Source organism: Rhizobacter sp. P3_C12 (assembly GCF_056402735.1).
Genome location: NZ_JBFUGW010000135.1, coordinates 1 through 17708 on the forward strand (window position 1 = coordinate 1; position 17708 = coordinate 17708).

12 protein-coding genes are annotated in these 17708 nt (G+C 69.1%); 7 read left to right on the forward strand and 5 right to left on the reverse strand.

The genetic code is table 11. The features are described 5' to 3' along the window. Positions 1-260: 260 nt before the first annotated feature. Together AC1DXV_RS19990 and aroC are read right to left on the reverse strand one after the other, a co-directional pair. Positions 261-1283 carry an aldo/keto reductase gene (locus tag AC1DXV_RS19990; protein ID WP_477872036.1) on the reverse strand — a complete coding sequence of 341 codons (1023 nt, stop codon included), beginning with the start codon at positions 1281-1283 and terminating at the stop codon, positions 261-263. 64 nt (positions 1284-1347) lie between these two features. Next, positions 1348-2433 carry a chorismate synthase gene (aroC, locus tag AC1DXV_RS19995; protein ID WP_477872034.1) on the reverse strand — a complete coding sequence of 362 codons (1086 nt, stop codon included), beginning with the start codon at positions 2431-2433 and terminating at the stop codon, positions 1348-1350. A 286-nt stretch (positions 2434-2719) separates the two neighbouring features. Here aroC and AC1DXV_RS20000 point away from each other — a divergent pair, with 286 nt between their 5' ends. From AC1DXV_RS20000 to AC1DXV_RS20010, 3 genes are all read left to right on the forward strand, one after another. Next, positions 2720-3811, forward strand: coding sequence for a porin (locus AC1DXV_RS20000; RefSeq protein WP_477935163.1), 1092 nt, complete (start codon positions 2720-2722; stop codon positions 3809-3811). Between the two features lie 117 nt (positions 3812-3928). Then, on the forward strand, positions 3929-4186 hold the full coding sequence (locus tag AC1DXV_RS20005) for a type II toxin-antitoxin system Phd/YefM family antitoxin (RefSeq protein ID WP_477869218.1): 258 nt from the start codon (positions 3929-3931) through the stop codon (positions 4184-4186). After that, positions 4183-4620: a type II toxin-antitoxin system VapC family toxin gene (locus tag AC1DXV_RS20010; RefSeq protein WP_477869216.1), complete on the forward strand. Its 438-nt coding sequence runs from the start codon at positions 4183-4185 to the stop codon at positions 4618-4620. The genes AC1DXV_RS20005 and AC1DXV_RS20010 overlap by 4 nt, the downstream gene beginning before the upstream one ends. Before the next feature lie 69 nt (positions 4621-4689). Here AC1DXV_RS20010 and AC1DXV_RS20015 read toward each other — a convergent pair whose 3' ends face one another. Continuing rightward, positions 4690-5481: an ABC transporter ATP-binding protein gene (locus AC1DXV_RS20015; RefSeq protein WP_477869214.1), complete on the reverse strand. Its 792-nt coding sequence runs from the start codon at positions 5479-5481 to the stop codon at positions 4690-4692. 495 nt (positions 5482-5976) lie between these two features. Between AC1DXV_RS20015 and AC1DXV_RS20020 the strand changes: the two genes are divergently transcribed. The 3 genes from AC1DXV_RS20020 to AC1DXV_RS20030 are packed head-to-tail and all read left to right on the forward strand — an operon-like array spanning position 5977 to position 11925. Further along, the gene (locus tag AC1DXV_RS20020; RefSeq protein ID WP_477935165.1) at positions 5977-8655 is read left to right on the forward strand and encodes a glycoside hydrolase family 48 protein; all 2679 of its coding nucleotides are present in this window, start codon (positions 5977-5979) and stop codon (positions 8653-8655) included. Between the two features lie 15 nt (positions 8656-8670). Beyond that, the gene (locus AC1DXV_RS20025; RefSeq protein ID WP_477935167.1) at positions 8671-9237 is read left to right on the forward strand and encodes a LemA family protein; all 567 of its coding nucleotides are present in this window, start codon (positions 8671-8673) and stop codon (positions 9235-9237) included. A gap of 15 nt (positions 9238-9252) precedes the next feature. Further along, complete coding sequence (locus tag AC1DXV_RS20030; protein ID WP_477870360.1) at positions 9253-11925, forward strand: glycoside hydrolase family 9 protein; 2673 nt, start codon at positions 9253-9255, stop codon at positions 11923-11925. A 13-nt stretch (positions 11926-11938) separates the two neighbouring features. On the opposite strand, the gene AC1DXV_RS20035 is transcribed toward AC1DXV_RS20030, so the two are convergent. Continuing rightward, entirely contained in the window at positions 11939-14080 is a 2142-nt protein-coding gene (locus AC1DXV_RS20035) for a phosphocholine-specific phospholipase C (protein WP_477935169.1), read from the reverse strand. Between the two features lie 285 nt (positions 14081-14365). Between AC1DXV_RS20035 and AC1DXV_RS20040 the strand changes: the two genes are divergently transcribed. After that, positions 14366-16540 (forward strand): hypothetical protein, encoded by a 2175-nt coding sequence (locus AC1DXV_RS20040; RefSeq protein ID WP_477935171.1) that lies wholly within the window; start codon positions 14366-14368, stop codon positions 16538-16540. 10 nt (positions 16541-16550) lie between these two features. Here the strand turns inward: AC1DXV_RS20040 and AC1DXV_RS20045 are convergent. Next, on the reverse strand, positions 16551-17708 hold a 1158-nt coding region (locus tag AC1DXV_RS20045), incomplete at its 5' end, for an Ig-like domain-containing protein (RefSeq protein WP_477935173.1).

Below are 17708 nucleotides of genomic sequence, written 5' to 3' on the forward strand. Positions count from 1 at the left end.
GGGCGAGGACTGCCCTCCGCTGTCTGATTTCATGGCCCGTCGCCGAAACTCCCGCCACTCACTTCGTTCGTTGTGGTCAGACAGTCGGCGACAGTCAGTTCACGATCGCGCTTCGCGCGGGGCCATGAAATCAGCCAGCTACGGCGACCCGCCCTTATTGGCGCTCCACAGCCTCCCCGCACGCGCCTTCTGCCACCACCGCTCTTTTTGGGAGATGACAAGCGAACAAGTGGGGGTTGATCCCCGGGTTGGCACCCGGGCTACGAATGGCCTGCGATCGGGTGCGGCTCGTAGCCTTCGCCGAGGGCCTGCAGTTCGTCCGGCGTCAGCGACAGCTCGGCGGCGGCCACCGCCTCGTCAAGCTGCGGCAGCTTGCTGGCGCCGATGATCGGCGCGCTGACGCCCGGCTGGTGCAGCAACCACGCATAGGCCAGCGTCGCCGGGCTGACGCCGCGCTGCGCGGCCAGCGCCTTCAGGCGCTCCACCGTCTTGAAGTCGCTGTCGCGGTAGTACAGCGTCTGCGCGATGCTGTCGGTCTGCGCCCGCGCGGTTGCGCCGCCGGCCTGGTCATCACGGGCCCGGTTGCCGGCCAGGAAACCTCGCGCCAGCGGGCTCCACGGGATCAGGCCCACGCCCTGGTCGCGGCACAGTGGGATCATCTCGCGCTCCTCCTCGCGGTAGGCCAGGTTGTAGTGGTTCTGCATGCTGATGAACGGCGTCCAGCCGTGGCGGCGCGCAGTCTCCTGCATCTTCGCGAACTGCCACGCCCACATCGAGCTCGCCCCCAGGTAGCGCACCTTGCCCGCCTTCACCAGGTCGTGCAGCGCCTCCATCGTCTCCTCGACCGGCGTGTTCGGGTCGAAGCGGTGGATCTGGTAGAGGTCGATGTAGTCGGTCTTCAGGCGCGCCAGGCTCGCATCCACCGCATGGAACAAGCGCTTGCGGCTCAAGCCGTGCAGGTTCGGCGGGGCCTGGTCGAACGCGGTCGCGGCGTTGCGGTATTCCATCTCGACCAGGTAGTAGGCCTTGCTCGCGATGACGACCTCGTCGCGCCGGCAGAACTCGCGGATGAAGCGGCCAGTCAGCACCTCGCTCTCGCCGGACGAGTACATGTCGGCGGTGTCGAAGAAGTTGATGCCGAGCTCGACGGCGCGTTGCACCAACGGCCGGCTCGCGGCCTCGTCGAGCACCCAGGGCCGCCAGTCGGGGCGGCCGTAGGTCATCATGCCGAGCGCGATGCGCGACACCTGCAGGCCGCTGCGGCCGAGTCGGATGGTTTTCATCGGCGCAAGCGTAGCGCCTGCCGCCTGGATTTCAGCGCGGGTGGGCAAGCACCTGCGCCGCCGGTCAGATCCTCGGCGTCGACACCCGCACGTCACCGCATTGCGCCCGGTGCCGCAGCGCGTGGTCCATCAGCACGAGCGCCAGCATCGCCTCGGCGATCGGCGTGGCGCGGATGCCGACGCAGGGGTCGTGGCGCCCGTGTGTCTGCACGACGGTGGGGTGGCCCTGCAGGTCGATCGAATCGCGCGGGCTGTGGATCGAGCTGGTCGGCTTGATCGCGATGTTGACGGTGATGTCCTGGCCGGTGCTGATGCCGCCCAGCACGCCACCGGCGTTGTTGCTGCGGAAGCCCTGCGGCGTCAGCTCGTCGCCATGCTGCGTGCCGCGCTGCGCGACGCTCGCGAAGCCGGCGCCGATCTCGACGCCCTTCACCGCGTTGATGCCCATCATCGCGTAGGCGATGTCGGCGTCGAGCTTGTCGAACAGCGGCTCGCCCAGCCCGACCGGCACCTGCGCCGCCTCGACGCGGATGCGCGCGCCGACCGAATCGCCCGACTTGCGCAGCGCGTCCATGTAGGCCTCGAGCTCGGCGATCTTCGAGACGTTGGCGGCGAAGAACGGGTTCTCGCCGATGTGCTGGTGGCCCTCGAACGGAATCTCCAGCTCGCCCAGCTGGGTCATGTGGCCGCGGAACGTGGTGCCGTACTGCGCCTTCAGCCATTTGCGCGCCACCGCGCCGGCGCCGACCATCGGCGCGGTCAGGCGCGCCGACGCGCGCCCGCCGCCGCGCGGGTCGCGGATGCCGTACTTGTGCCAGTAGGTGTAGTCGGCGTGGCCGGGCCGGAAGGTCTGCAGGATGTTGCCGTAGTCCTTGCTGCGCTGGTCGGTGTTGCGGATCAGCAGGCAGATCGGCGTGCCGGTGGTCTTGCCCTCGTAGACGCCGGACAGGATCTCCACCGCATCCGGCTCGTTGCGCTGCGTCACGTGGCGCGAGGTGCCGGGGCGGCGGCGGTCGAGCTCGGGCTGGATGTCGGCCTCGCTGAGTTCCATCCCCGGCGGGCAGCCGTCGATCACGCACCCGATGGCCGGCCCGTGCGACTCGCCGAAGTTGGTGACGCGGAACAGGGTGCCGAGGGTGCTGCCGGACATGGGTGCCTTCAAGACGGAAAACGGGAACGAGGCGCCGACACATCGTGATGCGAAGGCGGCCTTGAAGTTTAAGGGTTCGTCCCTTGGGAGCGCAGCCCGGCGCTTCAAGAGCGCAATCCTTGCTGATTCAGCAATGCCGACTTGCCGGTGATGGGGTTTTTCACAGTCAGGGACAACCCTAGCATTCACTCCCAAGACGCAGCACCGGTCGGTGCCYGCCACGCGGTCGGAGCTGGACGCGTGCCTGTGGGACAAGGGGTCCACCTACTGATCGGAGAAGAATCTCATGAAGTTCGCCACCTTTGCAGTGACCGCCGTCGCCCTGGCTGCCGCGTCGGCTGCCAACGCGCAAGACGCACAACAATCCACCACCAACGTGACGCTGTACGGCGTTGCCGATGCCTACGTGCAGTTCGCCAACGGCGCGGCCAACCTGAGCCGCGTGCAGTCGGGCGGCCTGCARGGCTCGCGCTTCGGCCTGCGCGTCACCGAAGACCTCGGCGGCGGCCTGCGTGCCCTGGCCGTGCTCGAAAGCGGCRTCAACCTCGACGACGGCACCAACGGCCARRRCGCSTTCTGGGGCCGCCAGTCGTACGTCGGCATCGGCTCGGCGCAGTTCGGCACGCTGACCCTGGGTCGCCAGTACGGCAGCGTCTACAACCTGTCGAGCGACTTCAGCGAGTTCTCGAACGTCTCGACCGGCGCGAGCACGGCCGTGATCGGCGGCTTCGGCGGCTACGAGCCGGTGCGCGGCGGCACCACCACCACGGCCACCGGCAACGGCGGCCCGGCGCGCATCAACAACTCGGTCAAGTACGAGACCCCGACCTTCAGCGGCTTCAAGGCCGGYGCACTGTGGGGCTTCGGTGAAGCCACCGGYGCCACCAACGAGCAGCGCACCGCCGATGTCTACGCCCGCTACAGCGGCTACGGCTTCGACGCGATGCTGTCGTTCGTCGACGACAAGCAGGACCTGACCTCGCAGGACGTGYGCACGACCTCGGGCGCGGTCGGCTACACGTACGGCGACTGGCACGGCACGGCCGGCGTGATCGCGGTGAACGACCGCAGCGCGGTGGATGCCGACGGCCAGGGCTTCTGGGTCGGCGGCGACTACCGCTTCGGCGCGAACACGGTGCGTGCGCAGTACGTGCAGAACAAGGCCAAGAACGTGAACGAAGGCAAGACGCAGGCCTTCGGCGTSGGCTACCAGTACGACCTGTCGAAGCGCACGGCGCTGTACAGCGCGGTGACCCGCTTCAAGAACGAAGGCGACGGCTACGCCGACCGCTGGGCCAGCGCCGTGCCGGCCGGCCTGACGAACGCCGGGGATCGCAACATCACCGAGTTCTCCAGCGGCATCCGCCACTCGTTCTGATCGAGTGACCTGAAAGCAAAAAGCCCGCTCGATGAGCGGGCTTTTTTTGCTTGTCGGCCGAACCCTTGCCAGTGACGCGTCGAAATAGTAACGTTGCTACATTGCAGGGGGACAGCAATGACCATCACCACCACGCTCTCCAGTCGAGAGTTCAATCAAGACACCGCGGGTGCAAAAAAGGCAGCATCGAAGGGCCCTGTCGTCATCACCGACCGCGGTCAGCCCTCGCATGTGCTGATGACCTACGAGCGCTACCAGGCACTCACGGGTCGTCAGGCGAGCATCGTCTCGCTGATCGCGATGCCTGATGCCGCGGATATCCAATTCGAACCCGGGCGATTGGGCGCGGTTTACCGGCCTGCAGAGTTCGATTGATGTACTTGCTCGACACCAATGTGGTGTCCGAGTTGCGCAAGGCGGCACAGGGTCGCGCCGATGCGAACGTCGTGACGTGGGCGGATTCCGTCGCGGGAAGCGACCTGTTCCTGTCCTCCATCACGGCGCTCGAACTGGAACTGGGCATCCTGCAACTGCAGCGTCGAGATGCTGCCCAGGCGACACGGTTGCGCAAATGGATGGACGATCAGGTCTTGCCTGCGTTCGACGGCCGGATTCTTCCTGTCGACCTGTCGGTCGCTCTGCGGTGTGCGGCCTTGCATGTGCCAAATCCCCGGGCCGAACGCGATTGCCTGATTGCCGCCACCGCCCTGGTTCACGGATTGACTGTCGCCACACGCAACGTGGTCGACTTCGAGGGGACTGGCACAAAACTTCTGAATCCCTGGAAGCCCTCGGGCAAACAGGCCTGAAGTTGACGATGAAGGCGCCGAGGCGCATCTTGCGGTCGCTCATGGGATGGTCCTTGGCAGAGGGCCGGCTCAGAGTGCGAAACGCAGGCCGGACGGCAGCGGCGAACGGGTGCCGGCGAACTCGGCCAGCACGTCTTCCTTGACGCGCGAGAACGCCAGGCCGACGCGGTCGCGCGGGTGATCCAGTTCCACCGGCACGATGCGCCGGATGCGGCCCGGCCGCGGCGCCATCACCACCACCTTGTCGCCGAGGTACACCGCCTCCTCGACGTCGTGCGTCACGAGGATCATCGTGATCTCCTCGGCCTGCCAGATGCGGTGCAGCGCCTGCTGCAGGTGGGCGCGTGTCAGCGCATCGAGCGCGCCGAACGGTTCGTCGAGCAGCAGCACCTCGGGCCGGTTGACCAGCGCCCGCGCGATCGCCACGCGCTGCGACATGCCGCCCGACAGCTGGTGTGGCCACGCCGTCTCGAAGCCGGCCAGGCCCACCAGCGCGATGTGCTCGCGCACCGTGTCGGCCTTCTGTTGCTCGCTGAGCTCGCCGTTCAGCAGCCCGAGCCCGATGTTCTGCTCCACCGTCAGCCACGGGAACAGCCGGTGCTCCTGGAACACGATGCCGCGGTCCAGGCTGGTGCCGACGATGCGCTCGCCGTCGAGCAGCACCTCGCCCTGGTAGTTCTCCTCCAGCCCGACGATCAGCCGCAGCAGCGTCGACTTGCCGCAGCCGCTGCTGCCGACGATGCTGACGAACTCGCCGGGGTTGACGGTGAGCGTGATGTCCTCGAGCACGGGCAGCGGTTCGCCCTTCACTTCGTACTGCTTGCTCAGGTGCTGGATCTGCAGGGTGCCGGCGTGCGCCATGGGGAGTGCCTCGGGTGGGGATTCATCGCGAGACCTTAGGAGTGCGGCCCGGCGCTGTGAACTGCGCATTTCGCGCTTGCATATCTGCCCCTGCCGCAACCGATGCGCTGCGATACGACGCGTTGCATCTGATGGGGCTAACCCGAGTGCCACGAACGCGCGACCGGCGGCACACTGGTTGCGTTGAAATCGATTTCAACCGCAGTTGTAGACAAACCGTCCAGAACATGACGGTGCGCCGTCGCAAGACCGCCGCGCCGAGGGAAAGGAGACACGGAATGATGCAGTTGCAGTCCTCCCGCAGGCCATTGGCCACCCCTGAGCGCCCGGGCATCCCCAGCCCGTCCTGACCGCGCTCGAACACTCCGCGAATCGTTGTACCCACCGCTGCGCCCTGGCGCGGCGGTGGCGCAGTGCGCTTGATCGCAGTTTCACTCGCAGTTTCATTCGCAGTTTCACTATCGTGAAAACGTTTTCACAACAGGAGACATTTCGATGAAGACCCGATTCCCCATGCTTTCGGCCGTTGCCGCCGCCGTGCTCGCCCTGTCGCTCGCCGCACCGGCGCGCGCCGCCGATGCCGAGTACACGCAGCGCTTCCTGACGCAGTACAACAAGATCAAGGATCCGGCGAACGGTTACTTCAGCAGCGACGGCGTGCCGTACCACTCGATCGAGACGCTGATGGTCGAGGCGCCCGACTACGGCCATGAGACGACCTCCGAGGCCTACAGCTTCTGGCTCTGGATGGAGGCGCAGTACGGCCGCGTCACCGGCGACTGGGCACCGCTGAAGGCCGCCTGGGCGACGATGGAGAGGACCATCATCCCGCCCACCGCCGACCAGCCCACCAACAGCTTCTACAACCCCGCCAAGCCGGCCACCTACGCCGGCGAGTTCGCGCTGCCGAAGAACTACCCCGCGCCGCTGGACAACTCGGTGACCGCGGGGCAGGACCCGATCGCCACCGAGCTCGCAGCGGCCTACGGCACGCGCGACATCTACGGCATGCACTGGCTGACCGACGTCGACAACTGGTACGGCTACGGCCGCTGCGGCGACGGCACCACGAAGCCGGCCTACATCAACACCTTCCAGCGCGGGCCGCAGGAATCGGTGTGGGAGACGATTCCCCATCCCTCGTGCGACACCTTCCGCTGGGGCCGCAGCGGCGGCACGCAGGGCTTCCTGAGCCTGTTCATCGGCGACCAGAGCTACGCGAAGCAGTGGCGCTACACCAATGCGCCGGATGCCGATGCGCGCGCGATCCAGGCCGTCTACTGGGCCTCGGTGTGGGCGAAGGCGCAGGGCAAGGGCGCGGACGTGGCCGACCTCGTCAAGAAGGCGGCCCGCATGGGCGACTACCTGCGGTACTCGATGTTCGACAAGTACTTCAAGAAGATCGGCAACTGCGTCGGCGCGCAGGCCTGCGCGCCCGGCACCGGCCTGCCGGACGCGAACGGCTTCCGCGACAACCAGACCTACCTGATGAGCTGGTACTACGCCTGGGGCGGCGCGACCGACGCGAGCGCCGGCTGGGCCTGGCGCATCGGCTCCAGCCACAACCACTTCGGCTACCAGAACCCGCTCGCGGCCTGGGCGCTGTCGACGCAGGCCGACTTCAAGCCGGGCTCGCCGACGGCGGCCGCCGACTGGGGCAAGAGCCTCGCGCGCCAGCTCGAGTTCTACCGCTGGCTGCAGTCGGCCGACGGCGCGATCGCCGGCGGCGCCACCAACAGCTGGGGCGGCAACTACGGCGCACCGCCTGCCGGCACGGCCACCTTCTACGGCATGGCCTACGACGAGAACCCGGTCTACCACGACCCGGGTTCGAACGAGTGGTTCGGCATGCAGGTGTGGTCGATGCAGCGGGTGGCCGAGTACTACCGCGCGAGCGGCGACGCGAAGGCGAAGGCGCTGCTCGACAAGTGGGTGGCCTGGGCCTCGGCGCAGACGGTGTTGAACGCCGACGGCAGCTACGCGATCCCGAGCACGCTGAAGTGGAGCGGCCAGCCCGACACCTGGAACCCCGCCTCGCCGGGCGCGAACGCCAACCTGCGCGTCACGGTGGCCGATCGCACGACCGACATCGGCACCACCGCCGCGTTCGCGCGCACGCTGATCCACTACGCCGCGAAATCCGGCAACGCCGCTGCGAAGACCCTCGCGAAGGAACTGCTGGACCGCGCCTGGACCCGCTACCAGGACAGCAAGGGCATCGCCATCGCCGAGAAGCGCACCGACTACCTGCGCTTCGACGACGCCTACGACCCGGCGACCGGCTCGGGCGTCTACGTGCCCTCGGGCTGGACCGGCACCAACGCGCAGGGCGCGACCATCGATTCGAACGCGACCTTCCTGAGCCTGCGGCCGAAGTACCAGCAGGATCCGCAGTGGCCGAAGCTGCAGGCCTACCTGGCCGGCGGCGCCTCGCCCGACTGGGTCTACCACCGCTTCTGGGCCCAGGCCGACATCGCGATGGCCTTCAACGACTACGCGAACATCGACGGCGACGGCAGCGGCGGCACGCCGGCCGTCGTGCTGAGCGCGGGCACGCTGAGCGTGGCCGAGGGCGCGAGCGCGAGCGTCGGCGTCAGCCTGTCGCAGGCGCCGGCGGGGACGGTCACGGTGACGGTGAGCAAGGCCGCCGGCGGCGACGCCGACCTGGGCACGGCTACCACCACGCTGAGCTTCACGCCGGCCAACTACAACGTGCCGCAGAACCTGGTGATCGCCGCCGCCGAGGATGCCGACCAGGCCAACGGCAGCGCGAGCTTCAACCTGGCGGCCGCCGGCCACACCGGCGCCAGCCTCGCCGCCACCGAGGTCGACAACGACGTGGTGGTGGCCGACTGCACGATCAGCTTCGACACGAGCAACGACTGGGGTGCCGGCCAGGTGCCCGCGATCAAGCTKAGCAACACGGGCACGGCGCCGATCACCGGCTGGTCGCTGAGCTGGACCGAATCGAACGACTTCACGCTGTCCAATTCGTGGAGCGCCACGGTGACGAAGAGCGGCCGCGGCGTGGTGGCCACGCCGGCCGGCTGGAACGGCACGGTGTCGCCCAGCGGCAGCGTCGAGTTCGGCATGCAGATCGGCTACAGCGGCGCCAAGCCCGTGCCCACCGGGCTGGCGCTGGCAGGGCACAGCTGCACGGTCACCATCAAGTGACGACAGGGGGATGCGATGAACCACCCTCATAACGCGCGGCGCGCCGCACTGGCCCTCGGGCTGGTGCTGGCGGCCGGTGCCGCGGCCATGGGCTCGCGCATGGTGATCCGCCTCGGCGAGGCGCGCACGGCCAGCACGGCCGAGTGGCGCCAGGTCGCGCAGGTCTATGCCGAACGCAACCGGCTCGCCGTGCCGGCCTTGCAGGCGGCCGGTCGCGCGCCCGGTGTCGATCCGCAGCTGGTCGAGGCTGCACGCGGCGCGCTGGCGCGTGCGGCGGCGCTGCCCGGCACGCCGGGCCTGCTCGACGACCCGCGCGCGCTCGATGCCTTCAAGCGCAACCAGGGCGAGCTGACCGGCGTGCTGTTCCGGCTCGTGGCCGCGGCGCAGCGGCAGCCCGCGCTGCGCGACGACGCCGCGCTGCAAGGCCTGCACCGGCAGCTGCTGCAGTCGGAGGCGCAGCTGGCCGAGGCCCGCGCGCGCTACAGCCGCTTTGCCGGCAGCTACAACGCGCTGACCCAGTCGTTCCCGGATGCGATCGCCGCCCGGCTGGCCGGCTACGCCTCCGTACCCACCCACCTCTGATCCAGGGAGATGACCATGAACGAGAACCTCATCCATCGCCTGCGGCGCGGGGCGCTGGCCTGCACCGTGGCTGTGGTCGCCACCGCGGCCGCACTGAGTGCCTGCGGTGGTGGCGACGGCCCCGCGCCCGCCGACACCGCGGCGCAGGACGCATCGCGCGCTCGCGCGATGGCCGCCCCCTTGGCCGCGCCACGCTTCAACTACGCCGAGGCGCTGCAGAAATCGGTGCTGTTCTACGAAGCGCAGCAATCCGGCAAGCTGCCGGCCTGGAACCGCGTCACCAGCTGGCGCGGCGATTCGCGCCTGTCCGATGGCAGCGACATCGGCCGCGACCTGACCGGCGGCTGGTACGACGCCGGCGACCATGTGAAGTTCGGCTTCCCGATGGCCTTCAGCGCGACCCAGCTCGCCTGGGGCGGGCTGCGCTTCAAGGCCGGCTACCAGGCCGCCGGCCAGTACGACGCGCTGCTCGCCAACCTGCGCTTCGTCAACGACTACTTCATGCGCGCGCACACCGCGCCGAACGAGCTGGTGGTGCAGGTGGGCAACGGCGGCACCGACCACAGCTGGTGGGGGCCGGTCGAGGTCTACCCGCTCGCGGCGCCGAGCTACAAGATCACCGCGAGCTGCGGCGGATCGGACGTGGCGGCCGAGACCGCGGCGGCCATGGCAGCCGCCTCGATGCTGTTCGCGCCCAGCGATCCCGGCTATGCGGCGCAACTGCTGACGCATGCGCGGCAGCTGTACACCTTCGCCGACACCGTGCGCGCGAAGTACTCCGACTGCGTCCCCGACGCGGCCAACTACTACAACTCCTGGTCGGGCTACTACGACGAGCTGGCCTGGGGCGCCGCCTGGCTGTACCGCGCCACCGGCGAGGCGGCCTACCTGCAGAAGGCCGAGTCGTTCGTGGGCAACTTCGGCACCGAAGGCCAGACCGCCTACCTGCCGTACAAGTGGACGCTGGGCTGGGACAGCAAGCTCGTCGGCGTCTACCTGATGCTGGCCGAAAGCACCGGCAAGGCGCTCTACAAGGACGCGCTGGAGCGCAACCTCGACTACTGGACCACCGGCACCTCGGACGGCCAGCGCGTGACCTACACGCCGGGCGGCCTGGCCTGGCTCGACCAGTGGGGCTCGCTGCGCTATGCGATGAACGAGGCCTTCATCGCGCTCGCCTATGCCGACGTGGTGGGCGACGCGGCGAAGCAGCAGCGCTACCGCGATTTCGCGACGCGCCAGGTCAACTACGTGCTGGGCGACAACCCGCGCCAGGGCAGCTACCTGATCGGCTTCGGCGTCAACCCGCCGCAGCACCCGCACCACCGCACGGCGCACGGCTCGTGGCTGGACAGCCAGGCGACGCCGGCGCAGCACCGCCACCTGCTGTATGGCGCGATGGTGGGCGGGCCGGGCGCGAACGATTCGTACAGCGACGACATCGGCAACTACGTGTCGAACGAGGTCGCGACCGACTACAACGCGGCCTTCACCGGCGTGCTGGCGAAGATGAACGAGCTGGCGCCGGGGGGCGCGCCGCTCGCGAACTTCCCGCCGCGCGAGGTGGCCACCGAGGACGAGTTCTTCGTCGAGGCCGGCATCAACAGTTCGGGCGGCACCTACACCGAGATCAAGGCGCTGCTGAACAACCGCTCGGGCTGGCCGGCGCGGCATGGCGACAAGCTCTCGCTGCGCTACTACGTCGACCTGGGCGAGGTGATCGCGGCCGGCGTGCCGGCCTCGGCGATCACGCTGAGCACGAACTACTCGCAGGGTGGCGCGGCGAGCGGTCTGTTCCGCTGTGGCACGAGCACCATCTACTACGCCGTCGCGGACTTCACCGGCACCGACATCTACCCGGGCGGCCAGTCGGCGCACCGCAAGGAGATCCAGTTCCGCTTGGCGGCGCCCTCGGGCACGGCGTACTGGAACCCGGCGAACGACCCGTCGTATGCGGGGCTCGCAGCCGGCAGCACGGTCAAGTCGCTGGCGATCCCGGTCTACTCGAACGGTGTGAAGGTGTTCGGCAACGAGCCGCCGGCGTGTGGCGGCAGCCCGGTCATCCCGCCGGCCGCACCGCAGGGTCTCACGGCCACCGGCGGGGCCGGGTCGGTGACGCTCGCGTGGACGGCGGCGGCGACTGCGACGAGCTACTCGGTGAAGCGCTCGGCCAGCGGGGCGGCGGGCAGCTTCAGTGCGGTCGCATCGCCGACCGCGACGAACTACGTCGACACCGGGCTGGCGGCGAACACCACTTACTGGTACCAGGTGACGGCCGCGAATGCGGGCGGGGAGGGCGCCGCCAGTGCCGTGGTATCGGCCACCACGCAGCAGGGGACGACCCCACCGCCGGGCTCGTGCGCGGTCACGCTGGACATCAGCAACGATTGGGGCGCGGGCCAGGTGATGGCGATCCGCCTGGCCAACACCGGCACGCTGGCCTTGAGCAACTGGCAGCTGTCATGGACCGAGTCGAACGACTTCACGGTGACCAACTCCTGGAGCAGCGTGGTGACGTCCAGTGCACGCATCATCACCGTCCGGCCGGTGGACTGGAACGCGACGGTGGCGGCAGGCAGTTCGGTCGACCTCGGGATGCAGCTCGCGTACAGCGGCGCACGGCCGATCCCATCGAACGTGCAGGTCCAGGGGCGCGACTGCAGCATCGCCGTGGTGACGGCGCGCTGAGGCAGGCCGATGGTCACGGACGCGAGCCCGGCCGCAGCCGCCCCATCAGCGGATCGCTGATGCTGTCGTCGCCGTTCTCGACGTGGCCGGCGAAGCGCGCCGCGAACGCCGCATCGCCGTCGACGGTGATCTCCAGCTCGTACCAGCCGCGGCTGCGTTCGAGCGGCCAGTACTTCGCGGTCGACTGGCCGGGCCTGAGCCGGTCGGCCCATCGATCGTCGCCGTGTCCGTCCCCGCGCCCGTCGTGGCGCCCGTCACCATACCCGTCGCGCACCCGCACGCCCACCGCCTGCAGCCCGACGTTCGTGATCGACAGCGTGATGCCGAGCCGCCCCTCGTCGTAGCTCGCGCGGATCAGCAGCTTGCTGCTGTCGGCGCGGGCCTTGCCCTTGAAGGCCCGCAGGAAGCCGTTCGGMCCGCTGACCGACAGGTCATACGACCCGTCGACCGCCGCCGCCCACGAGGCCGACAGCAGGCGCTGCGGTTCGACCGTGAAGTTCCTCGGTGCTTGCGCCGCCTGCCCCGAGCGCACGTGGAAGACCGCTGCCGCCTTGCCGGTGTTGCCGAAGTTGAGCTGGAACGATGCCGCCGCGGTGTTCGCCGCGCCTTCGGCATGCAACACATAGGGCAGCGCCCGCGCCGGCCGCACGCCGGGCTCCTGCACCGGCAGCAGCGGCGAGGTCGGCGGCACGATCGCGTAGTCGGGGTGCCGCACCAGGTCGGCAGGCATCAGCCCCGCGGTGCTCGGCAGCCGCACGCGATCGCGATCCGGGCGCGAGAAATCGAGCGTCGACGTCAGGTCGCCAGCCACCGCGCGCCGCCACGGCGTGATGTTGGGCTCGATGAGTTGCGGATGCGCCTTCGCGTGGCGCGCCTCGATGAAGCGGATCAGCGAGGTGTGGTCGAACACCTGCGAGTTGACCCAGCCGCCCTTGCTCCACGGCGACACCACGAGCATCGGCACCCGCATGCCCAGGCCGTACGGTGCGCTCGGGTGGGCGGCGTCGCCGGCCGGGTAGATCTCGTTGACGGTGTCCACCGTCGACGCGCCTTGCCCGGCAAACGGCGGGGTGGGCGGCACCATGTGATCGAAGAAGCCGCCTTCCTCGTCGTAGTTGATGAACAGCACCGTCTTGCCGAACACATCCGGGTTCGAGGCCAGGATGTCGATGACCTGCGAGCTGTACCAGGCGCCGAAATCCGCCGTGTGGTTCGGGTGCTCGCTGAAGGCCTCGGGTGCGACGATCCACGACACCGCCGGCAGGCGGCCGCTGCGCACGTCCTCGCGCAGCGTGTCGAACAGGCGCGCCGGATCGCGGTTCAGCGCGTTGATCTGCGTGCCGCTGCGCGCCGCGACGGCCAGCGGCGATCCTTCGGGCGCGTTCTGGTACTGGTGGAAATACAGCAGCGAGTTGTCGCCGTAGTTGCCGATGTAGGGGTCCGAGGTCCAGCCCCAGAAGCCCGCGGCATTCAGGCCGGTGCCGACGTCCTGGTAGACCTTCCAGCCGATGCCGGCCTGCGTCAGCCGCTCCGGGAACGTGGTCCAGTCGTAGCCGGCTTCCGCATTGGTGATGACCGGCCCGCCTTGCCGGCCGTCGTTGCCGAGCCAGCCGCTCCACAGGTGATAGCGGTTCGGATCGGTCGGGCCGAGCACCGAGCAGTGGTAGGCATCGCAGACGGTGAACGCATCGGCCAGCGCGTAGTGGAACGGGATGTCGCGGCGCGTGTGGTAGGTCATCGTCACCGCACCCTTGTTCGGCACCCACTGGTCGCAGCGGCCGCCGTTCCATGCGGCATGCGTGTCGTTCCAGCCGTGCGGCGGATCGGGCAGGAAGGTCTGCCCGACATCGGCCACCGGCGGGCGGAACGGCAGCAGCGTGCCGGTCGCGGTGGGCTGGTACCACACGGGCCGGCCCGACGGCAGCGTCACGGCCCGCGGGTCGGCGAACCCGCGCACGCCGCGCAGCGTGCCGAACAGGTGGTCGAACGAGCGGTTCTCCTGCATCAGGACGACGATGTGCTCGACGTCTTCGATCGTGCCGGTGCGGTGATGGGCCGGCACGGCCAGTGCGTTCGCGATGCTGCCCGGCAACGCACCCCCGAGGCCGCCTGCGCTGATGAGCTTGAGGATGTCGCGTCGATGCAGGGCTGTCATGGGGTGGTCTCCTGAAGGGGACCCCACCGTATGCGGCGCACATGACTGCACAGTGTCGTGCCGCGCGGCACCGACTGATTCAGTCGATCGTCCATGGACCGTCATCTTCGTGAAACGGAAACGGCCCGTGGCGTGGCGCGTGACGGTGGGATGACAAACGCCTGGATCGGCCCGTCGACGGCGCAGGCCGCTTCGCATTCGCGACGGGCGCTTCGGCACGCCCGGACATGTGACAGCGACGCCCGAAGACAGTGCGTCCATTCGATCACTCACCCGTTCCCCACCATGTCGATGCCGACCCTCCCGAAGCTGACCGCCACGTCCAGCCGCGCGCCCTCGGTCAGAACCCAGCCCGATCAACCTGATCAGCCCGACGCGAGGACCCGCCCGTCCACGCGGTCACTCGACGGCGACCGGCCGTCGATCACGCGCCCGCCGCGCGCCCATGCGGGCACGCGTCCGCGCCAGGAGGGCAACCTGGGCGCGTCGGGCACGCTCGGGGCTTCAGTCGACCAGCCGCAGCCGCCAGAAGTGCATCTCGCGCGCAACCTGTCCGATTTCGAACGCAAGCTCGCGGCGCAACGCGCACTCACGCCGGGCGAAGCGCAGCTGAGCGCCGCCGCGAAACTCGTCAACGAGGTGCGCCACAACCCGCTCGCGTCGCAGCCCGACGGCAGCGCCACGCCCTCGCACGACCAGCTGGCGCAGTTGCTCTCGCCCGCAGTGCTGCGCGACTTCCGGAAGGACGTGCTGCAACTCTCCGACGCGAAGATCCAGGCGATGGACGACATGGCCACCCAGGGCGGGCGCTGCATCCCCAGCAGCGGCTCGCTGTTCCAGGCGGTGCTGTACGGCGCGATCCCGTTCGCGGCACTGGAGAGCACGCCGACCAAGGTGCTGGGTGGCAGCGTCGCGGCGCTGGCGGCACAGCCCTTCGTGACGGCCGGCCTGCAGACACCGATCGTCTCGGCCATCACCGTGATGCGGCAGAAGGGCGGGCCGATGGGCAAGATGCCCGGCAACCTCAAGGCCGGCACGACCCTGCAGCAGATCGAGGCCGACCTCGTGCAGCTGAAGGACCTGGCGCAGAAGGATGCCGCCGCGATGGGCGACATGCTGAAGGACCTCGCCGCGAAACACCCGGAGCACGCGTTGCCCGCGAACTCGGCCCCCACTGAAGAACAGCTGCGGAACTTCCTGCGCGCGTTGACCCCCGACGAACACCAGGGCCTGGAAAAGATCCAGAACGACCAGACCGCTCGCGCCGTGCAAGCGGCCGGGCTCGTGATGGACGGACTGCGCCTCGAAGGCATGCAGAAGCGCCAGAAGAACTCGACGAACTCGCAGGTGTTCTGGCGCACCTTGCGCGGCCTGAGCGGCATCCTGGCGCCTGCGATGCAGGCCAGGCATGTGCCGGCCGCGGCCATCACCGGCGTGTCGGTCGCGATCGCGCTCGGCGCGCTGCTCGGCCAGCACCTGGGGGCCGGGCAGGACGAGCGCACGGCGCAGGCCGATGAACTGCGGCTGAGCATCCTGTACGGCGACCTCTTCAACGCCGAAGGGCAGGCCGACTGGAACGCGGGCCAGCCGATCCGCTCCACCGGCATCGACCCGAAGAAGTTGCAGGGCCTGGTCGTCGAACCCGAAATGCTGATCGCCGGCCGCGTGAGCGCGATGGTCGACAGCCATCGCCAGGAACTCCAGGCACGGCTGGATGCGCACCAGGCGCAGGCGCCTGCGCCGGGCACCGACCCGGAGGCCGGCGACCGCGTGGCCGTGCATCTCGCCGCGGAGATCGCCGACTGCGAACGTGACATCCAGAAGATCGCCGACGGCAACCTGAGCGGGCTGGAGGAGAACGGCTTCGCACGACAGCTGTTCGGCAAGGCGATGCAGAACACCGCGGTGGCCTTTGCGTGGTCGGAGGGCTGGGCCAAGCTGCGCTCGCCGCTGGAGTACTCGGCGCAGGTGGGGCAGCGCCTGTCGCAGCAGTTCACCTTCGGCGTGCTGGGCGGTGCCGGCGCCTTGCTGCTGGGGCGCGGCGTGAACGCGGTGGTGTACGAGGTCAACAAGCACCTGGCCGCGCAAGCGCACGCGCATTCCAACGACCCGGCGCAGGCGCACAAGCCGATCAGCGGCACCAGCAGCCTGCCGGCGTGGGCGCAGGTGATGCTCGCGGCGGGCGCCGGCGGCATCGCCCTCTATTCGGCGATGACGCAGTACAGCGCGGTGAACGTGAAGAACGCGCGGCGCGACATCCAGGGCGGCAAGGACAACGACCCGGGCCTGGGCGACCAGATGAAGAAGGGCTGGATCAGCCCGCTGTGGCAGAGCCGGGCGAACAGCGCCGGCACCGCCGCCAAGACCGCCGGCAATGACGTGCTGCAGGCCGATTGGCGCAGCACCTCGGCGATGCGCTCAGCGCTGGCGGCCGACGCGGTCGTGGCCTCCAGCGACTAGCGTTGCAGCGTTACTGCAGGCTCAGCGTCAGCGTGTACTGGTCGCGGGTCTCGAAGTCGTACGGGATGCTCGACAGGCGGATCCACACCTCGCGCGCGGTGGCGCCGTTCGTGTACGCCACGCTGACCTCGCCCGAGCTGGGCCATTCGGAATCGCCGGAGAGCTTCACGCCGTCCGCGTCGACGATGGAGACGAAGAAGCCCTGGTGCTGCGGGGTCCGCATGCGCACCGTCAGCGTCTGGCCGGCGGGAATCGTCAGCCGGTAGTAGTCGCTGTCGGTGTGCACGATCTTCGATTCGCCGATGAGCACGGTCTCGTTCTTCAGCGTGCCGGAGATCTGCAGCTGCCCGGCCGGCACCGCGTTGGCCGTGGCCAGCGTGTTGTTCGGCTCAGTCTCGGTGAGGCCGGCGGTGGGGTCGATGTTCAGCACGATCTCGTTCGACAGCGTCGTGTGGTTGGCGAGATCGCGTGCGCGGGCGACGACGGTGTGCGCGCCGGGCGACAGCGTCGTCGTGTCGAACAGCACGTAGTACTGGTCGGCCGGATCGCTGCTCAGGTAGTGCAGCGACGCCCAGGTGCCGGTCTCCTTGCCGTCGACCAGGAAGTCGACGCCGAAGAGACGGGTCTCGTCCTTCGCGATGGCCGTCAGCTTGATCAAGCCGAAGTTGCCTTGCACGGCGGCGGTGATGGTGGGCGGCACGGTGTCGCTGCTGCCGGGCGCACCGGCCGGGGTGCCGACCGTGAAGCCGGCCGCGGCCGAGGTGGTGCTGTTGCCGGCGGCATCGATCGCGACCGCGACGAAGCTGTGCGAGCCGTTGGCGACGAGGCCGATCGGCAGCGACGAGGTGTACGAGCCGTCGCTCGGCGACTTCTGCACGCTGGTCTGGATGGTGCCGCCATCGACGATGAAGCTGACCGAGGTGACGCCGACGTTGTCGGTGGCGAGCGCGCTGAGGGCCACGGCCTCGGCGGACACGGTGGCCGAGGCAGAGACGACCGGCGGCTGGGTGTCGGCTGGCGACGGGCCGGAGGCCGACGTGTCGGGCGGGGCGGGCTTCTGGGCGGTCTCGTTGGTGCTGTCGCCACCGCCGCCGCCACAGGCAACGAGCATCAGCGTGAGCAGCAGGGCGGGCAGGGTGCGGGTGGCGCTGACGGATCGGGTCATGAG

Bases quoted from the DNA above. Each gene is read 5' to 3' on its own strand.
- AC1DXV_RS19990 (WP_477872036.1), bottom strand. From the start codon at position 1,283: ATGAAAACCATCCGACTCGGCCGCAGCGGCCTGCAGGTGTCGCGCATC.
- aroC (WP_477872034.1), bottom strand. From the start codon at position 2,433: ATGTCCGGCAGCACCCTCGGCACCCTGTTCCGCGTCACCAACTTCGGC.
- AC1DXV_RS20005 (WP_477869218.1), top strand. From the start codon at position 3,929: ATGACCATCACCACCACGCTCTCCAGTCGAGAGTTCAATCAAGACACC.
- AC1DXV_RS20015 (WP_477869214.1), bottom strand. From the start codon at position 5,481: ATGGCGCACGCCGGCACCCTGCAGATCCAGCACCTGAGCAAGCAGTAC.
- AC1DXV_RS20025 (WP_477935167.1), top strand. From the start codon at position 8,671: ATGAACCACCCTCATAACGCGCGGCGCGCCGCACTGGCCCTCGGGCTG.
- AC1DXV_RS20030 (WP_477870360.1), top strand. From the start codon at position 9,253: ATGAACGAGAACCTCATCCATCGCCTGCGGCGCGGGGCGCTGGCCTGC.
- AC1DXV_RS20040 (WP_477935171.1), top strand. From the start codon at position 14,366: ATGTCGATGCCGACCCTCCCGAAGCTGACCGCCACGTCCAGCCGCGCG.